Source organism: Guyparkeria sp. (genome assembly GCF_046540515.1).
Lineage (GTDB): Bacteria > Pseudomonadota > Gammaproteobacteria > Halothiobacillales > Halothiobacillaceae > Guyparkeria.
The window spans coordinates 1-17085 of record NZ_JBKHFB010000035.1; the positions used below are offsets into that span (position 1 = coordinate 1).

A 17085-nucleotide genomic window follows, 5' to 3' on the forward strand; every position below is an offset into this window, starting at 1 on the left:
GACGGTATCGCCCTCGCGCGCATCGCCACCGACCGACCCGGTGATGGTGATGGTCTGGCCGGATTCTTCCTCGTTGATCACGTCGTCACCGGCGATGGTGTCGATTTCGATCGTGGCGGAGGCCTCGGTGTCCACGCCATACTCGCGAAGGTTGTCCGCGGAGAAGGGGTTGCCGGCGTCGTCGGTGCCGGTGACATTGGCACTGACCAGGTTGTTATCCGCGAGCAGGCTGCCGGGGACGTCGATCGCGTAGGCGTTATCACCATCCACGGTGCCCTCGAATGTCTCGCCGCCCACGGTCAGGGTGACGGTGTCGCCCTCGGTCGCGTCGCCGTAGACCGACCCGGTGATGGTGATGGACTCGCCGGATTCCTCTTCATTGATGACGTCGTCGCCGGCGATGGTGTCGATGTCGATAAAGGCGATGGCCGACATGTCTACCTGATACGGCCGTTCGGCAGTCGCCGAGTACGAGTTGCCGGCATCGTCGCTGCCGGAGACGGATGCTTCCACCAGACCGCCTTCCGGCGAGGGGATCGGGAAATCACCATTGCCGAAGTCGGGGTTCTGGCCCTCACGGAAATCGGCGTTCGGCGTGTCGGACTGGATGTCGATCAATCCGCCGTTGACGAGGAAGCTGCCCGGGACATCGATGGCGTAGTTATTGTCGCCATCGACGGTGCCGGTGAAATCCTGTCCCCAGATCGTCAGCGTGACGGTGTCGCCTTCGCCGGCATCACCGCCGACCGTGCCGGTGATGGTGATGTCCTGCTGGGCTTCCTCGCCGTTGATCACATCGTCGCCGGCGATGGTGTCGATGGTGATCGACGCGCTGGCCTCGGTGTCGAGGAGGGCCGTATCGGTGTCCGTGGCCTCGTTGCCGGACTGGTCACTGACGGTGGCGGTCGCCGTGATTTCGCCGTCGGACAGGTCGCTGAGATCCTCGACGACCTGGTAGCTGCCGTCCGACTGGACGATCGCGCTGGTGGAGATGGTGGTCTCGCCGTCGGTCACCTCGATGGCGACCGTCTGACCTGCCTGCACGTTGGTGGTGGTGCCGGAAATCAGGCTTTCGGTAACGGTCTCGCCGTTCTGGTCATCGAGATTGATGGTGATCGCCGGGGTGGTTTCTTCCGGCGGGGTCGGCTCGGCCGGTTCTTCGGCCGCTTGCGCCTCGGCGTCCAGGCCGGTCACGCCCGGAGTCGGCTCGTTGGGTTGGCGCGTCGGGCCAGCGAAGTCGAAGGCCAGCGGGTCGATCTGTTCGACGATGCGCGTGACCTCGACGATGGTCCGGCCACCGCCGCCACCGCCACCGGTGGTGCCGGCGGCCGGTGCTTCGAGTTCCTCGAGGATGTCGCCATCGCCCTCGAGCAGCGCGAGCACTTCCTCGATGCCCTCGTCGGTCACCGCCTGTTCGTCACTGTCCGGTTCGGCCTCGGCCAGCATCTCGGCGGACATCAACAGCGACTGGCCTCCGGCCAGCTGCACGGACTCGCCGTTGTCGAGATCCAGGCTGACCCGCGCGTCCTGCGCGGTGACGACCGTCTCACCCGCGAAGACGGAATCGCCCGCCCGCAGCAGGCGCATCTCGCCGTCTGCCGAACGTGCCCACACATCCCCTTCGACTTCCAGAACAATCGCGATCGATTCGGCCATGACGGTCTCTCCGTTGGTTCGCTGCCTCGTTTCCCAGACCGGTAACGAGCGAAAATGCCTTTGATGGCACGAAGTTTCGACCTGTGGGGAACACTCGTCTATTGGCCGAAGGTACAAGGGGTGGGTAATCGCGATCTCTGGCGAATGTCGAGGCCGCGTGATGTTCGATAACGGATTTTCATTCCATCTAACCTTGTTGCCTGCCGTAACATACGCCGCCTGTCATATTGGATGAGGACGTCGCCTTGCAAAAGGAGCCGGAGTGGATGGGGCGGGGATGCTGAGTCAGGGCATCGTTGCGGTTGTGGCACGAGTCGTATGCGTCAGTTGTCATCGCGACGGCCCGCGCGGGCCGTCCGTGGTGGCGGCGTGATGAGTCTCGGCACCCGCTTTATCTGGATTGCCGTAGGCCTGGTACTCGGGACGGCGTTCGCCATCTGGCAGGTATTCGATCGGGTGGCGACCGGCGTGGTGGAGCAGTGGGGCACTCGGGTCGCCGAGGTGCAGGTGCGCTACGACAGCGCCCGTCTGCTGCAGCCGCTGGAGCGCGAGATCGCGCTGGCGCGACAGATGGCCGATTCGCCCATCATCCAGGATCTCGCCCGTGATCCCCAAGCCGAGGCCCTCGAGTCCGCGGCCAAGGCGGAGATGGAGCGTTTTCGCCGCAACTTCGGCGCCAGTAACTACTTCGTCGCCCTCGAGGCCAACGGCGCCTACTACTTCAACAACGGTGAGGACGAGTTCGCCGACGACTCGTTGCGCTATCACCTTTCCCCCGACGATCCGGACGATGCCTGGTTCTACCGCTTGATCGAGCAGGGGCGGGACTTCCACCTGAACGTCAATCCGGATACCGAGCTCGGGGTGATCAAGCTCTGGATCGACGTGCTGATGCGCGACCCGGCGACCGAGGAGATCCTGGGCGTGGTCGGTACCGGGCTGGAGCTCGAGGCCATGCTCGCCGAGACGGTCGCCGTCGACCAGCCCGGGATCACGACCATCTTCGTCGACCATGGTGGCGCCATCCAGCTGTACCGCGATCGCGACCTGATCGACTACGCCAGCCTAGTCAAGCCCGAGGGACAGAAAAGCCACGTCGAACGGCTGGTGGACGATGCCGAGAGCCGCGAGGGTATCCGCCGGCTGCTCGGGACCGCTCAGGAAACGCCGGGGAATGTGCATACCACCTTTGTCACCGTGGAGGGCAAGCGCCATCTGATGGGGGTGGCCTGGCTGCCGCGCATCGGCTGGTACGAGGTGACTCTGCTCGACCTCGACGTGATCATGCCGGTGTCACGTTTCGTGCCCCTGCTGATCATCGTCCTGATCGCCTTGATGATCAGCATTCTCCTGCTGCACGTTGCGGTGCGCCGCTTGCTGTTGCAGCCGATCAGCGCGCTGGAATCGGCCATGCAGGCGTTGAAGAACGGTCGCTACGTGCGTGGCGACCTGCCGGCGGCCAGCGGCGAGATGGCCCGGCTGGTGCGCCACTTCAGCGACATGGCGAACACCATCCAGGCCCACACGCGGGAGCTGGAGGAACGGGTCGAGGCGCGCACCGCCGAACTCAATCGCCTGGCACGGGTCGACTCGCTCACCGAGCTGCCCAACCGACGCGGCATGCAGGAGGCCCTCGACCGGACGCGCGAACGCGCCGAGCGAGAAGGCGAGCGGTTGAGTCTCTTGTGGATCGACGTCGACGAGTTCAAGCAGATCAACGACGTTCGCGGTCACGACACCGGCGACGTCGCGTTGCGCGAGGTGGCCGACTGCCTGCGCGAGGAATTGCGTGGCTACGACATGGCCGGCCGCTGGGGAGGCGACGAGTTCCTGGTGATGCTGTACCCGTCCACGGAGGACCGCATGGCCAGCGTCGCCGAACGCCTGCGCGAGCGTGTTGCCAGTCGCGTTGCCGTCGGCGGACAGCCGGTCACGATCAGCATGGGCGGCTACTGCGCCGAGGGCACCGAACCGCTCTCCCAGATCCTCGCCCGTGCCGACCGCGCCCTCTACCGGGCCAAGGAGCAGGGACGCAATCGCGTTTGTTTCTGATCGGGCAATGGGCCTGAGAGGGCTGGTGGGTGCCGGTCGCAGGGATCGCTCGGGCCGGTTCAGGCCGATGGGGCGGCGGGCTGCGCCTGATCGAGATAGTGCCGCCACGAGCCCAGGGCCGAGATGTCCTTCGCGCCCTGCGTGGCCATGGGCTCGCAAATGAAGCCGGGCAGCTCCCGCCCGTCGATCAGTTTGAGCTTGCCGATGCCGAGCGGGGCCGGAATCCCGGCGACGAACGAGCCGAATTCGCTCGCGGGCACCTCCCAGACCTCCACGTCGATGGCCGTGCCGCCTTCCTCGACCCGCACCAGCCCGGGTCGCGCCGGCGGCCCGCCGGGCAGGGCGTAGAAGCGGTATTCGGGGGCGGTGCGGGTCGTCTCGGCCAGCCGGGCCCGGCGTTCGGTCAACTGCCAGTTCAGCGGCAGGCCGCTCAGGTGCGCGCCGCATACCACCACCGGGATGACATGCTCGCCGCCGGCGTCGAGTGTCTGCCCGGGGAGCGTCCGGTCGCTAGCACCGAGCCGGTCGGCACTCGCCCGTTGCAGCCGGTCGCCCAGTGCGAGCAGGTCGCGGTCGGTGAACGCCGGGGCGAACAGGGTGACGCCGAAGGGCAGCCCGTCGTCGCGAAAACCCGCCGGCACGGCCAGCGCGGCGAAGTCGAGCAGGTTCATGAAGTTGGTGTAGTAGCCCAGGTCGCTGTTCTTCTGCACCGGGTCGGCCTCGACCTCGTCGATGCGGTAGTGGCGCCCGGCGGTGGGCGTGACGATCAGATCCACGTCGTTCCAGGCCGATTCGGTCTGCCGGCGCAGTGCTTCCAGCCGATACTGCGCCTTGAAGGCCTCGGCGGCCCGGGGAGCGGCGCCGCCGGCGATGATCTGCCGGGTGACCGGGTGCAGGCTGTCGGGCGATTGCTCGATGAAGGCCTCGATCGCGGCGTAACGCTCGGCCACCCACGGGCCCTCGTAGAGCAGGCGGGCGGCCTCCAGGAACGGCGCGAAATCGATTTCCACCGCCGTGCCGCCCAGTTCTGCCAGCCGCTCGACGGTCGCATCGAACAGCGCCGGGTTCTCCGCATCGTCGAAGAAGGCCAGTTGCTCGCGTTTGGGCACGCCGAAGCGAAAGCCGGTGGCCGGGATCGCGCCGTGGCCGAGCTCGGGCACGCGGTCGCGGCGGGCGTAGGCATCCTGCTCGTCGAAGCGGGCGACCACGTCGAACACCCGCTGGGCATCCGGCGCGGTCAGGGCGAAGATCGAGACGGTATCGAGCGTGCGGCAGGCCGGCACCACGCCACTGGCGCTCAGCAGGCCGCGGGTGGGCTTGACGCCGACCAGGTTGTTGAACATCGCCGGCACCCGCCCGGAACCGGCGGTGTCGGTGCCCAGCGAAAAGGCCACCTGGCCGAGGGCCACGGCCACCGCCGAGCCCGAGCTCGACCCGCCGGAGAGGTAATCCGGGTCGAAGGCGTTGCGGCAGGCCCCGTAGGGCGAGCGGGTGCCGACCAGCCCGGTGGCGAACTGGTCGAGGTTGGTCTTGCCCACCGGCACGGCACCGGCGTCGATCAGGCGCTCGACCACGAAGGCAGAGCGCTCGGGCGTGTAGGCATAGTCGGGGCAGCCGGCGGTGGTGGGCACGCCTTCCAAGTCGATATTGTCCTTGATCGCGAACGGCACCCCGTAGAGCGGCAGTTCGGTCGGCTCGCTCGCCTCGAGTCTCGCCAGGTAGGACTCGAGTTGGGCGTCGTCGAGCACGGTGATCCAGGCGTGGTGGTCGTCGGCCGCGCGGATGGTCCGCATGACCTCGCCGAGGTGTGCGCGCACGTCCAGATCGCCCTCGCGGTAGGCGGCGAGCAGTTCGGTCAGGGTGATTGCGTTCATGGGGTTTTCTTCCTTCACTCGGCGTTGTCGAGCACGATCAGGGTCTGGCCGGGCTTGACCTGGTCGCCTTCCCGGCACAACAGGCGGGCCACCGTGCCGGCGACCTCGCTGTCGACGTGGATCTCCATCTTCATCGACTCGAGCACCATCAGCGTCTGGCCGGGCTCGACCCGGTCGCCCTCGTCGACCTCCAGCTTCCAGACCACGCCGTGGACGTGTTCCGAGATAGCCGTCTGGCCGTCCTCGAGCTCGATGGTGTCGATGCCGGTGTCGACCGGTTCGGCCTCGGATTCGTAGTTGGCCTGGCCGGTGGCGATCCAGTGCTGGCGCTCGGCCTCGAAGGCCGCCTGCTGGCGCTCCTTGAAGGCGCGGATCTCCGCGGCGTTTTCCTCGATAAAGCGGTTGTAGCGGCCCAGCGAGAAGGTGGTCTCCTCGATCGTCAGCTCGATGCCGCCGTGCGGGAAGGCATCGCGCATCTTCAAGAGCTCTTCCTCGCTGACCTCGTAGTAGCGGATCTGGTCGAAGAAGCGCAGCAGCCAGGGTTGCTGGAATTCGCGCGTCTTCTTGTAGCGGTTCCAGATCGGCAGGGTGCGGCCGACGAACTGGTAGCCGCCCGGGCCCTCCATGCCGTAGATGCACATGTACGAGCCACCGATGCCCACCGCGTTCTCCGGCGTCCAGGTGCGCGCCGGGTTGTACTTGGTGGTCACCAGGCGATGGCGCGGGTCGACCGGCGTGGCCAGCGGGGCGGAGAGATACACGTCGCCCAGACCCATGACCAGGTACGAGGCATCAAAGACGATGCGTTTGACCTCTTCCTCGCTCTCCAGGCCGTTGATCCGGCGGATGAACTCGATATTGCGCGGGCACCAGGGCGCGTCCTTGCGCACCGACTGCATGTACTTCTCGGTGGCCAGCTGGGTCTGGCTGTCGTCCCAGGCCAGCGGCAGGTGGATGATCCGCGAGGGCAGTTCCACCTCCTCGAGGCTCTTCAGTTCGCTCTCGGCCTGTTCGAGGATCGTCAGCAACCGCTCGGTGGAAAGCTCGCGCGGTTCGTAGTGGATCTGCAGGCTGCGCACGCCCGGCGTCATCTCGACGATGCCGTCGATGCCCTGTTCTTTGAGCCATTCGAGCAACGCCTGGACGCGAAAGCGCAGCGAGAGGTCGAGCACGATCGGGCCGTACTCGACCAGCAGGTACTTGTCGCCGGCCGGGCGGTAGGTCACGCCCACCTCGTGCTCGCCACGGTCCGCGCGGCGCTCGCGGATCACCGGCGTGGTGATCGGGGCTGGCTCGGCCTTGCGCTCGGCCGGCTCGAGGCGATCGATGGCCTGGTCCTGTTCGCGTTCGAGGCGGTTGGCCTCGGCAAGCGTGGTGGGCACGAAGCGGATGGTGTCGCCGGGCTTGAACTGGCCGAGCTTCCACAGGTCGGCGGTGATGATGGTCGCCGGGCAGACGAACCCGCCCAGGCTGGGGCCGTCCGGGCCCAGGATCACCGGCATGTCGCCGGTAAAGTCGATCGTGCCGATGGCGTAGGCGTTGTCGTGGATGTTCGACGGGTGCAGGCCGGCCTCGCCGCCGTCCTCGCGGGCCCACTCGGGCTTCGGCCCGATCAGGCGCACCCCGGTGCGGCTGGAGTTGTAGTGCACCTCCCAGTCGGTGCCGAAGAACATCTCGATGTCATCGGGCGTGAAGAAGTCGGGCGCGCCGTGCGGGCCGTAGATGGTGCGCACCGTCCAGGCGTTGCCGTAAGCCGGGATCGCCTCGGTGGGCATGGGCGCAGGCTCGCCGGCGGTCTCGCCGCCGAGATGCAGCACGTCGCCGGGCCACAGCACGCGCCCGCCGTGTCCGCCCATCTGCCCGAGGGTGAAGGTCGAGCGGCTGCCCATGTGCCGGGGGGCGTCCAGTCCGCCGCGCAAGGCCAGATACGCCCGTGCACCCGTTCCCTCGACTGCGCCGATCGTGAGCACCTGGCCGCGCCGGACGGGCACCGGTTCCCAGAAGGCCACCGGCTCGTCGTCGAGGCTGGCCGTCATGGTCGCGCCGGTCAGGGCGATGGTGGCGTCGGTGTTGAATTTGAGCGTCGGGCCGTTGACCGTCAGCTCCAGCCCGGCGGCGTCCTCCGCGTTGCCGACCAGGCGGTTGGCCTGGCGGAAGGCGAGCCTGTCCATCGGGCCCGACGGCGGCACGCCGATGTCCCAGTAGCCGACCCGGCCGGGGTAGTCCTGGATGGTGGTCTGCGTGCCGGGCTTGACCACCTCGATCGTCGGCGCGCGGTAGTCGATGCCGGCGAGATGGGCGGTGGTGTACTGGCCCGAGGTGAAGCCCGGATCGGTGGCCACCTGGCGCAGGTAGAGCAGGTTGGTCTCCAGCCCGTGGATGCCGGTCTGGTCGAGCGCCTCGCGCAGCCTTGCGATCGCGGCATCCCGGTCGGCGGCATGCACGATCAGCTTGGCGACCATCGGGTCGTAGAAGGGCGAAATCTCCGTGCCGCTCTCCACCCAGGTCTCGATGCGGGTATCCGTGGGCCAGCGCACCTCGGTGAGCAGGCCGGTCGAGGGTTGGAAATGCTTGCCGGGGTCCTCGGCGTACAGGCGCACCTGGATCGAATGACCTTTGATGCGCTCCGGGCGCAGGGTCTCCAGATCGGGCAGGTCCCCGGCGGCACCGCGCACCATCCACTCGACCAGGTCGACGCCGGTGACCTCCTCGGTCACGCCGTGCTCGACCTGCAGGCGGGTGTTGACCTCGAGGAAGTAGAAGCGACCGGTGTCGGCATCGAGGATGTACTCGACGGTGCCGGCCGAGCGGTAGTCGATGCTCCGGCCGAGCGCCTCGGCGGCCCGCTGCAGTTCCTCGCGGACCTCCGGGGTGAGGTTGGGTGCCGGGGTCTCCTCGACCACCTTCTGGTTGCGGCGCTGCAGCGAGCAGTCGCGCTCGCCCAGCGCGATCACCTGGCCCCGGCCGTCGCCGAACAGCTGCACCTCGACGTGGCGGGCATTGCGGACGAACTTCTCCAGGAAGATGCCGCTGTCGGAGAAGTTGTTTTCCGACAGGCGCCGGACGGATTCGAAGGCATCCTCGAGCTCGGCGGCCGTCTCGCACAGGCGCATGCCGATGCCGCCGCCCCCGGCGGTGCTCTTGAGCATCACGGGATAGCCGATGTGTTCGGCATCAAGCTTGGCCTGCTCTACGTCGTCGAGCAGGCCCGTGCCCGGCAGCATCGGCACGTCGGCGGCCTCGGCCAGTGCCCGGGCGGTGTGCTTGAGGCCGAATTCGCGCATCTGCCGTGGCGTGGGGCCGATGAAGGCGATCCCGTTGGCCTCGCAGGCTTCGGCAAACGCCGCGTTCTCCGAGAGAAAGCCGTAACCCGGGTGGATGGCCTGGGCGCCGGTCTCGCGGGCGACCTCGAGGATGCGCTCGGCATTCAGGTAGGAGGCGGTGACCGCTGCCTCGCCGATGCAGACGGCCTCGTCGGCCTGGCGTACGTGCAGGGCGTGGCGGTCCTGCTCGCTGTAGACGGCCACCGAGCGCACGCCGAGGCGCTTGAGGGTACGGATGATGCGGCAGGCGATTGCGCCGCGATTGGCAATGAGAACCTTGTCGAACATGTCGGGCATTCCAGAGGACCGGTGACCGGGTCAGGCGGGCCGTCCCGCCGGGGTGAACATCGCCCGGGGTCGTCCCCGGTGCGGTCGGGTCACTGCCGGGATCAGTCCCAGACCAGCATCTCGACCGGGGTCGGGTTGTAGGCGTTGCAGGGGTTGTTGAGCTGCGGGCAGTTGGAGACCAGCACGATCACGTCCATCTCGGCGCGCATCTCGACGTACTTGCCCGCATCCGAGATGCCGTCCTCGAAGGTCAGGCCGCCCTCGGGGGTCAGGGGCACGTTCATGAAGAAGTTGATGTTGGGCACGATGTCGCGCTTGGTCAGGCCGTAATGGCTCTCGGCGATCGCGGTCAGGAAGCTGTCGCGGCAGTTGTGCATCGGCTTCTTGTCGAGCGCGTAGCGCACCTGGTTGGACTCGGCCGAGCACGCCCCGCCGAGCGTGTCGTGACGCCCGCAGGTATCCGCGGTGATGGTCAGCATCACGTTGCCCTCGTTGGAGATCAGCTCCGAGCCGGCCGTCAGGTAGGCGTTGACCTGGGAGCGGATGGTGTCGATCGCGCTGTAATGCTCCTCGGTGGGTCGCTCGAGGCTGTAGAAGATCGTGTCGGCGGCCTGGTTTCCCTCGAGATCGAGGATGCGGAAGGTCTGGCCCTTCTTCACTTCGTGCATCCAGGGCTTGCCTGCCGGGACCACCTCGCGGTAGATGGCGTCGGCCGGGTCGAGCGGGCTTTCGACCAGTGTCTGGCTGCTCATGAGACGACCTCCTGACAGTTGTGGATCGCGGTGTTGGCGTAGGCACGCGCGTTCTCGGGGCGGAAGTTGACGCAGTAGTCGTGGGCGGGCACCACCGGTTCCGAGCGGTAGATGGCGACATCGATATCCCCGGGACGGTAGGACGGGTTGGGGTCCATCGGGTGCGGGGCGGTGTTGAGCACCACCAGGGTGTCCATCTCCGCGCGCAGGTCGATATGGTCGCCGGGCCGGCTGTTGCCCTCGTCGAACCGCAGGGCGCCGTTCTCGTCGGCGTGCACCTTGCTGAAGAAATTGAGATTGGGCACCAGGTCGCGTCGGCCGAGGTTCCACTTGGCCAGCTCGATCAGGAACAGTTCGCGGCCGCTGCGGTAGAAGTCGTTGCCGTAATCCTGGTAGCCGTGCTCGCCGTACTTGTCGCGGATCATGACGTCGTCCGTGATGCCGCCGATGGTGTCGTGCCAGCCGACGCTGTCGTCGACGATCGACATCATCACCCGCCCCATGTCCGAATAGAGCATGTTGCCCTTGGTCAGCTTCGAGGTGTGCTGGCCCTTGAGCGTGTCGGGGGCGTTGTAACGCTCGAGCGGATTGGCCGGGTTGTACAACAGGGTGGAGACGTTGGCGCGCCCGTCGCGGTCGACCAGGCGCAGCGTGAAGCCGCGCCTTACCACCAGCGACCAGTAGCGTGCGCCGGGCAGGGTGTCCCGGTACACGATCGGCGTGCTGGGTTCGGGAAAAATGCTCATCCTTACTCCTCGGCGGTGAATGAATCGGTATCGACGCCCACGCGTTCACCCACGGCGCGGTAGATCGAGGGATGCGGGGCAGCCGTGGCCAGCGGAATGTCGAAGGTGATGTTGGCCCCGTAGGCTCCGGGGGCCTGCGGGTCGTGGCGGACCTTGTCGAACACCAGCAGGCGACTGCCGAGTTCGAAGGCCTCCTTGAGATCGTGGGTGACCATGAAGATGGTCAGGCCCTGGCGCCTCCACAGATCCAGTACCAGCTCGTGCATGTCGCGGCGGATGCCGGGGTCGAGAGCGCCGAACGGCTCGTCGAGCAGCAGGATCTTCGGGTCCTTCATCAGGGCCTGGGCGATCGCCAGGCGCTGCTGCATGCCCCCCGAGAGCTCGTTGGGGTACTTGTTGGCCGCCTGCTCGAGTCCGACGGAGGCGAGCATCTCCCGCGCCCGTTTGCGCGCCTCGCGGCGCCGGCGACCGAACAGTCGTCCGGTCAGGCGGGCCTCGCCCAGTTCCTCGGCCACCAGCACGTTGCCCAGCGCGGTCAGGTGCGGAAACACCGAGTATTTCTGGAAGACCACGCCGCGATCGGGACCCGGCTCGTCGGGCATCGGCTTGCCGTCAAGCTCCATTACGCCGCGGGTGGCGCTCTCCTGGCCGAGCAGCATCCGCAGGAACGTGCTCTTGCCGCAGCCCGAGGCGCCGACGATGGTGACGAACTCGCCGGGTTCGACGTGCAGGTTGACGTTCTCGAGCACCACGTCGCGGCCGTATTCCTTCCAGACGTTCTTGAGGGTGACCGTACTCATCAGGACCTCCGTGCCCGGTACCAGGGGAAGATGACGCGCACGACCACCCGCAGGAGCACATCCGCAAGGAACGCCAGCAGCGTGATCCACGCGACGTAGGGCAGGATCAGCTCCATGTCGAGGTAGCGACGTACCAGGAAGATGCGGTAGCCCAGGCCTTCCTTGGCGGCGATGGCCTCCGAGGCGATCAGGAACAGCCAGGCCGTGCCCAGCGCCAGGCGCGTGGCGTCGAGCAGGCGGGGCATGACCTGCGGCAGCACCAGTCGCAGGATGATCTGCCAGGTGTTGGCGCCCAGGGTCTGCGCCTTCACCAGCATCTCGCGGGGGATTTCCTCCACGCGCTGCTGGATGTCGCGCATGATGAAAGGGGCGATCCCGAACACGATCAGTGCCACCTTGGCGACCTCGCCGACGCCCAGGGCGATGAAGAGGATCGGCAGCACCGCGAGCGGCGGGATCATGGAGAGGACCGAGACGAACGGTGACAGCGAGCGATTCACGTAGGGAATCAGCCCCGTGAACACGCCGACGATCAGCCCGATGGCCATGGCGATGCCCACGCCGAGACCGAGCCGGATCAGGCTGGCCGACGTGTCCACCCACAGGGTGATCTCGCCGGTGCGCCGGCTGGGTTCGGTGGCGACCTCGACGAAGGTGTCCGCCATTGCCGCGATCGACGGGAGCAGCGGGTCCTCCGGGTTCTCCGCCAGACGGGCGGCGGAGGCCGAGACGTAGACCAGCAGCACCAGGACGAACGGCAGCAGGCCGAGGGCGAGTCGCCAGGGTTCCCCCGGCGTCTGGTTGAGCAAGCGCTTCATGGATCAGTCCGTTTGGCTCGGTGAAGATCCCGGGCGGGTGGTGCCCACGCCGGGTCGACGTGCGCCGATCAGAGCTCGCCGTCACGCGCCATGCGCATGTACTCTGCATTGAAGCGGAACTGGACGTTGGACTCGTTGCCCAGTACCGAGCCGTCGGCGAACTCGATGCCGACGAAGTCGGGGTTGTCGGCGCGCTCACCCAGCAGGCCGTGCTTGAAGGCGAACTGGCGGACGCTGTCCATGGTTTCCTTCGGGGTGTCGCTCTCGAAGAAGGACACCGCCTCGGCCGGGTCGTAGAACATGCTGGTGGAATCGAGTTGAGCCTCGTAGCCGGCGAGGTCCGTGCCGGCCATCTCGGCCATGTCGGTGCGCGCCTCGACGGCGGCCTCGCCATCGCCGTGCATGGTCTCCATGATCTCGTACCAGGCCCCGGTCAGTGCCTTGCCGAGCTTGGGGTTGTCCTCGAGTGTCTCGGTGTTGACGACCAGCAGATCCATGATCTCGCCGGGGATCTGCGAGGAGTCGAACACCACGTGGGCGTCATCGCGCTTCGCGATCTCGCCGAGCTGCGGGTTCCAGGTGACCACGGCCTCGACGTCGGAGGAGGAAAAGGCACCGACGATGTCGGCATCGGAGGTGTTGACCACCTCGATGTCACGCTCGCTCATGTCGACCGAATCCAGCGCGCGCGCCAGCAGGTAGTGGGAGACGGACAGCTCGACCAGCTGGACCGGCAGTCCCTCGATGTCCTCGAGCTTGTCGCTGCCCTTGAGCACGACGCCGTCGTTGCCGTCCGAGAAATCACCCATGATCAGCGCGGTCGAGTCGACGCCACCGGCCGCCGGGATGGTCAGCGCATCCATGTTGGTGACGGTTACGCCATCGTAGGAGCCGGCGGTGTAGAGGTTGATCGACTCGATGTAGTCGTTGATCTGCACGACGTCGATCTCGATGTCGTACTTGTCGGCCCACTTGTCGACGATGCCCTCGGCCTCGCCATAGCCCCACGGCATCCAGCCCACGTAGATGCTCCAGGCGATCTGGAAGCTGTCACGCTCTTCGGCGAGGGCCTGAGGCGCGGCGGCGGTGCCGGCAAGGGTAGCCACCGATAGAACAGTGGCGGTCAGATACGAGCGAAGCGGCTGTTTGAAACCAGGCATGGTTCTCTCCTGTGTGGTTAACGGACGGCGCGCCGGAGCATCACGTGCGATCTCCCGGGCTTTTGTCCCGCCGTGTAACCCCTTTGAAGGAGAGGTCGGCGACTCTCGGACCAGTCATCCGCGGTGCGGATCGGAACCCTAGTCGCCCATTTGATTCAGGTTGTTGACGGTGTCCGGATGCGCACGTCCAGACTCCTTGCGCGTCACGACTATCCTGTCTGCAGGGATGATGCCAATCGCCGGATCGGTGGTGGACCGGATAAAAAACAGGAGCTTGCGACTTGCGGTTCCGTCACTGTCGAGGCCGGCGCGCGACTTCATGCACATCGGTGGGGCGGAGTGCCCCGTAGTGGTGCGGTTCGCCACGGCCATCGACCCTCCGCACCAGCGAGTACGATCCGCTTGCGTCATTGCAACGCGGATGCGGCATGGGTCGCCTGCCACCAATCTTGGTCGACGTTTTGAACCTGATTTGAATCAGCCGCCCGGACACGAAAAAGCCCGGCGAGCTGGAGACTCGGGTCGCGGACCTGAATCGGCTTGCCTGGGTCGACTCACCGACCGAACGGCTTCGATCACCGTGGCTTCAGGAGGCACTCGATCAGACCCGCGATCGAGTCGAGCGCGAGGCGCGGTGCTTGGGTCTGCTCTGGATCGACGTCGATGAATTCAAGCAGATCAACGACGAGCGTGGACACCATACGGGCTATGTCGCCTTGCGGCAGGTGGGGCGGGTGCCTGCGCGAGGAGTCGCGTGCTCACGATGTGGTGGGGATAAGCTCCTGGTGATGCTTTACCACTCAATCGAGGAGCGCTGGTTGGTTCGGTTCTACACGAACATGCCCGCGACCAGGCAGACGGTGGCAACGGCGCTCAATGTCAGTCGCAGGCGGAAGAACCACTCGCGGATGGCGGCCTCTCGACGTGCGATCGTGTCGAGGAGCGTCATCAGCACAAAGCCGGATGCCAGCATCGACGCAGATAGCCCGGCCGGCAGAAGCAGTGCCGGCCATGCCCACAGCGTCGGCAACACGCTCAGCCAGATCCAGCGGGCGGTCGAGCGATGCAAAGCCACCCCCCAGTAGATTCCGCCGAGAAAGCTCAGGATCAACGCGGCATAGCCGTGTTGGGTCGCGATGGCCAGATCGTGCCAGGCCGGATACCACCACAGCACCATCAGAGGGGCGATGAACGGTACCAGGCCGGCGACTCCCGCCAGTCGGGCATGAAAGGCCAGGGTCTGCTCACGGGTTTGGGTGCTCTTTACCACGGCAATTCCTCTCCATCGAACGACCAGAAACGGCCACTCACCGCGGGGGTCAGTCCGGCGATGACGGCCAGCAGGTAGCCGGCTGTCCGTTCAGGCGAGAATAGTTGATCGGCAGGCACGCGGGCCTGGAAGGGCCGGGACAGGGGCGTGTTGGTGGTGCCCGGGTGCAAGGCGGCGACGGTGGCCGACGGCAGTTCGCGTCGCCACTCCACGGCCAGCGTGCGCAGCGCCATGTTGAGTGCCGCCTTGCTGGCACGATAGCTGTACCAGCCGCCCAGAGCGTTTTCGCCGATCGAACCCAGTCGGGCGGAGACGGTGGCGAACACGCCGGCGTTCGAGCGTTTGAGTTGCCGGCGGAAGTGCTTGGCCAGCAGCAGGCTGGGCAGGGCGTTGATCTCCATGGCGCGCAGGAAATGCTCGCGGTTGACCTCCCGCGAGTGCTTCTCCGGCCCGGCCCCATCGCCATGCAGCCAGCCGACCGCGTTGATCAGCCAGTCGAGCGTCGTGATTTCCTCGGCCAGCGATTGAATCGAGGCCTCGTCGGTCACATCGACCCGTCGCCACGTCACCCCGTCCAGGGGCTCGGGCTCGCGGTGATGCCAAGTGGCGTGAACGGCATCGATCGTCGTGTCATGCCGCAGCATCTCGACCAGCGCCCGTCCAATCCCGCCGTGCCCACCGACGACCAGCACCTGCCGTCCCATTCAACTCTCTCGCGGCATCGAGCAGCCGCGCTTGCAGCGGCGGCGATAGCGCCAGTCGGCAAAGGCATCGTAGAGGCGTGCGACCAGCGGGCGTAGCAACCGCCAGCCCAGGACGCGGCCCAGCCAGCGATACCGGGGCAGGTGGCGCCAGATCAACAGGAACGCCCCCAGTCCAACCGCCCAATCGCCCGATGCCTGACGGGCATGCAGCCGCCGCATGGCCGACTCCCGGTCGAGACCAGCGGCCGCGAGCGACGTCACATCCCGGCTGGCATCGACCCAGCGGATCGACTCGGCACCCGGCAGACGGCGGTAGTGGCGAATCTCTCGGGCACAAAGCGGGCAGGAGCCATCGAAAAAGACGGTGGGTCGATTGGTGTCGGCGTGTCGGTCGGTCATGAGCGGGTCACTAGCCTATCGGGAGCGAAGCAAGCCTAGACCGTCCCACCGCCCCGTGCCCGCAAGCCCTTGGCGACTCCTGCCATTCTCAAAACAGGACGCGGATTGCCGGACCCACCGCCCCAATCGGACAGCAGCAAGAAACCCGGACACGAAAAAGCCCGGCAAACCGCAGTCTGCCGGGCTTTAGGTGTTGGTAGGCGCGATTGGATTCGAACCAACGACCCCCACCATGTCAAGGTGGTGCTCTAACCAACTGAGCTACGCGCCTGTCGTTCAGTGGGAGCGCATTCTACCGCCTCTTTGCGGGGTGTCAACTTCAAATTCCCCTCGGCTCTAATCATGGTTTTCAGCCGTAGCCCACACGTAGCCCAATGCTAGCCCATGATCAGATGGACACCGCCTTGGGCGGAAGACTCATACGAGCGGGTGTAGGCCTAGGTTGCCGGTTACACACATGTCCGGGCTGCGTGAAGCGCCCCGAGTCGCTTGATTTCGAGATGCAAGAGATCGCCGGGCGACTTGTGGTCGTAGCGATTGGCCGGCCGAGCCGACTCCAGACTGGCCAGACGGTTCACACCATTCGGGGCCAGCCAACGCCCGACAGTGCTCTCGCCGACACCGAGCCTCTAGGCGATCTGCCGACAGGCCTGGGGCGCCTTGCGGCGTTCGATGATCTCCTCGATCAATCGGTCGGGCGTGGACCGAGGGCTGTAACGGCTCTGCGAAGAGCGGTTTTGCAGCCCGAACCAGCCTGTCTGCCGGTAGCGGCGCAGCCAGTTGTAGGCGATGGGCGGGCTTACGCCGACGGCCTGAACCGCACCGATCGGAAGCAGCCCATCGATGATAACGCGCTTGACCAACAGCTCTCGACCACGAGGTGTCAAATGGGCCTTCTGGTGAAGGTTCATGCGGGACTCCCGGGAATTGATTTCGATTTGTACCCCCAGTCTTCCGGGTACGTTCCGCATGAACAACTTGTCGAGAGATCACGTCTAGGCTTGACGTACGACGTTGATTTGACGTCGACCAAGGAGGCCCGCGATGAACGATGCGTCCGCGATACCGTACATGCCCCCTGACTGGCATCACCGAGATCGGGGAGGCCGCCGATGAGCGTGCACAACCGGGAGATCGCGGCCTGTCTCGACCGGCTCGCGACCCTGCTGGAGATCGAGGGTGCCAACCCGTTCCGCGTCCGGGCCTACCGCAACGCCGCCCGCGTGATCGAGGGGCAGGGCGC

The 17085-nt window shown here is 66.3% G+C and carries 15 protein-coding genes, 1 tRNA gene, 1 pseudogene and 1 riboswitch; of the genes and pseudogenes, 3 read left to right on the forward strand and 14 right to left on the reverse strand.

Going from position 1 to position 17085, the window contains the following annotated elements; translation table 11 throughout:
• Positions 1-1656 (reverse strand): retention module-containing protein (locus ACLFRM_RS05795; protein WP_410754777.1); only part of this gene is annotated, 1656 nt, incomplete at its 3' end.
• A 372-nt stretch (positions 1657-2028) separates the two neighbouring features.
• Between ACLFRM_RS05795 and ACLFRM_RS05800 the strand changes: the two genes are divergently transcribed.
• Complete coding sequence (locus ACLFRM_RS05800) at positions 2029-3708, forward strand: GGDEF domain-containing protein (RefSeq protein WP_410754778.1); 1680 nt, start codon at positions 2029-2031, stop codon at positions 3706-3708.
• 59 nt (positions 3709-3767) lie between these two features.
• Here ACLFRM_RS05800 and atzF read toward each other — a convergent pair whose 3' ends face one another.
• The 8 genes from atzF to ACLFRM_RS05840 all read right to left on the reverse strand — a co-directional run bounded on the left by atzF (position 3768) and on the right by ACLFRM_RS05840 (position 13841).
• Entirely contained in the window at positions 3768-5582 is a 1815-nt protein-coding gene (gene atzF / locus ACLFRM_RS05805) for an allophanate hydrolase (protein WP_410754779.1), read from the reverse strand.
• A 14-nt stretch (positions 5583-5596) separates the two neighbouring features.
• Entirely contained in the window at positions 5597-9193 is a 3597-nt protein-coding gene (gene uca / locus ACLFRM_RS05810) for an urea carboxylase (RefSeq protein WP_410754780.1), read from the reverse strand.
• Positions 9194-9294: 101 nt separating this feature from the next.
• Positions 9295-9945 carry an urea amidolyase associated protein UAAP2 gene (locus ACLFRM_RS05815; protein ID WP_410754781.1) on the reverse strand — a complete coding sequence of 217 codons (651 nt, stop codon included), beginning with the start codon at positions 9943-9945 and terminating at the stop codon, positions 9295-9297.
• Positions 9942-10691, reverse strand: coding sequence for an urea amidolyase associated protein UAAP1 (locus tag ACLFRM_RS05820; protein ID WP_410754782.1), 750 nt, complete (start codon positions 10689-10691; stop codon positions 9942-9944). The genes ACLFRM_RS05815 and ACLFRM_RS05820 overlap by 4 nt, the downstream gene beginning before the upstream one ends.
• 2 nt (positions 10692-10693) lie before the next feature.
• On the reverse strand, positions 10694-11491 hold the full coding sequence (locus ACLFRM_RS05825) for an ABC transporter ATP-binding protein (protein ID WP_410754783.1): 798 nt from the start codon (positions 11489-11491) through the stop codon (positions 10694-10696).
• Positions 11491-12309: an ABC transporter permease gene (locus ACLFRM_RS05830; protein WP_410754784.1), complete on the reverse strand. Its 819-nt coding sequence runs from the start codon at positions 12307-12309 to the stop codon at positions 11491-11493. The genes ACLFRM_RS05825 and ACLFRM_RS05830 overlap by 1 nt, the downstream gene beginning before the upstream one ends.
• 68 nt (positions 12310-12377) lie before the next feature.
• On the reverse strand, positions 12378-13469 hold the full coding sequence (locus ACLFRM_RS05835) for a putative urea ABC transporter substrate-binding protein (protein ID WP_410754785.1): 1092 nt from the start codon (positions 13467-13469) through the stop codon (positions 12378-12380).
• A gap of 49 nt (positions 13470-13518) precedes the next feature.
• A riboswitch (guanidine-I (ykkC/yxkD leader) is annotated at positions 13519-13622 on the reverse strand.
• On the reverse strand, positions 13608-13841 hold the full coding sequence (locus tag ACLFRM_RS05840) for a hypothetical protein (protein WP_410754786.1): 234 nt from the start codon (positions 13839-13841) through the stop codon (positions 13608-13610). (Overlaps the previous riboswitch by 15 nt.)
• Before the next feature lie 158 nt (positions 13842-13999).
• Between ACLFRM_RS05840 and ACLFRM_RS05845 the strand changes: the two are divergent.
• Positions 14000-14278, forward strand: a pseudogene (locus ACLFRM_RS05845) (diguanylate cyclase); the annotation flags it as partial.
• A gap of 20 nt (positions 14279-14298) precedes the next feature.
• On the opposite strand, the gene ACLFRM_RS05850 reads toward ACLFRM_RS05845, so the two are convergent.
• The 5 genes from ACLFRM_RS05850 to ACLFRM_RS05870 form a co-directional block, all read right to left on the reverse strand.
• Positions 14299-14739: a DUF3429 domain-containing protein gene (locus ACLFRM_RS05850; protein WP_410754787.1), complete on the reverse strand. Its 441-nt coding sequence runs from the start codon at positions 14737-14739 to the stop codon at positions 14299-14301.
• Positions 14733-15443 (reverse strand): SDR family NAD(P)-dependent oxidoreductase, encoded by a 711-nt coding sequence (locus ACLFRM_RS05855; RefSeq protein WP_410754788.1) that lies wholly within the window; start codon positions 15441-15443, stop codon positions 14733-14735. Before ACLFRM_RS05855 ends, ACLFRM_RS05850 begins: the two co-directional genes overlap by 7 nt.
• Positions 15444-15842: a thiol-disulfide oxidoreductase DCC family protein gene (locus tag ACLFRM_RS05860; protein ID WP_410754789.1), complete on the reverse strand. Its 399-nt coding sequence runs from the start codon at positions 15840-15842 to the stop codon at positions 15444-15446.
• 194 nt (positions 15843-16036) lie between these two features.
• Positions 16037-16113, reverse strand: a tRNA-Val gene (locus ACLFRM_RS05865).
• A gap of 358 nt (positions 16114-16471) precedes the next feature.
• Positions 16472-16753: a leucine zipper domain-containing protein gene (locus ACLFRM_RS05870; RefSeq protein ID WP_410754790.1), complete on the reverse strand. Its 282-nt coding sequence runs from the start codon at positions 16751-16753 to the stop codon at positions 16472-16474.
• A gap of 201 nt (positions 16754-16954) precedes the next feature.
• On the opposite strand from ACLFRM_RS05870, the gene ACLFRM_RS05875 reads away from it, so the two are divergent.
• The coding region (locus ACLFRM_RS05875; protein WP_410754791.1) for a hypothetical protein at positions 16955-17085 on the forward strand (131 nt) is incomplete at its 3' end.

Coding starts and splice junctions, on each gene's coding strand:
- ACLFRM_RS05800 (WP_410754778.1), top strand. CDS start 2,029: ATGAGTCTCGGCACCCGCTTTATCTGGATTGCCGTAGGCCTGGTACTC.
- atzF (WP_410754779.1), bottom strand. CDS start 5,582: ATGAACGCAATCACCCTGACCGAACTGCTCGCCGCCTACCGCGAGGGC.
- uca (WP_410754780.1), bottom strand. CDS start 9,193: ATGTTCGACAAGGTTCTCATTGCCAATCGCGGCGCAATCGCCTGCCGC.
- ACLFRM_RS05815 (WP_410754781.1), bottom strand. CDS start 9,945: ATGAGCAGCCAGACACTGGTCGAAAGCCCGCTCGACCCGGCCGACGCC.
- ACLFRM_RS05820 (WP_410754782.1), bottom strand. CDS start 10,691: ATGAGCATTTTTCCCGAACCCAGCACGCCGATCGTGTACCGGGACACC.
- ACLFRM_RS05825 (WP_410754783.1), bottom strand. CDS start 11,491: ATGAGTACGGTCACCCTCAAGAACGTCTGGAAGGAATACGGCCGCGAC.
- ACLFRM_RS05830 (WP_410754784.1), bottom strand. CDS start 12,309: ATGAAGCGCTTGCTCAACCAGACGCCGGGGGAACCCTGGCGACTCGCC.
- ACLFRM_RS05835 (WP_410754785.1), bottom strand. CDS start 13,469: ATGCCTGGTTTCAAACAGCCGCTTCGCTCGTATCTGACCGCCACTGTT.
- ACLFRM_RS05840 (WP_410754786.1), bottom strand. CDS start 13,841: ATGGCCGTGGCGAACCGCACCACTACGGGGCACTCCGCCCCACCGATG.
- ACLFRM_RS05855 (WP_410754788.1), bottom strand. CDS start 15,443: ATGGGACGGCAGGTGCTGGTCGTCGGTGGGCACGGCGGGATTGGACGG.
- ACLFRM_RS05860 (WP_410754789.1), bottom strand. CDS start 15,842: ATGACCGACCGACACGCCGACACCAATCGACCCACCGTCTTTTTCGAT.
- ACLFRM_RS05870 (WP_410754790.1), bottom strand. CDS start 16,753: ATGAACCTTCACCAGAAGGCCCATTTGACACCTCGTGGTCGAGAGCTG.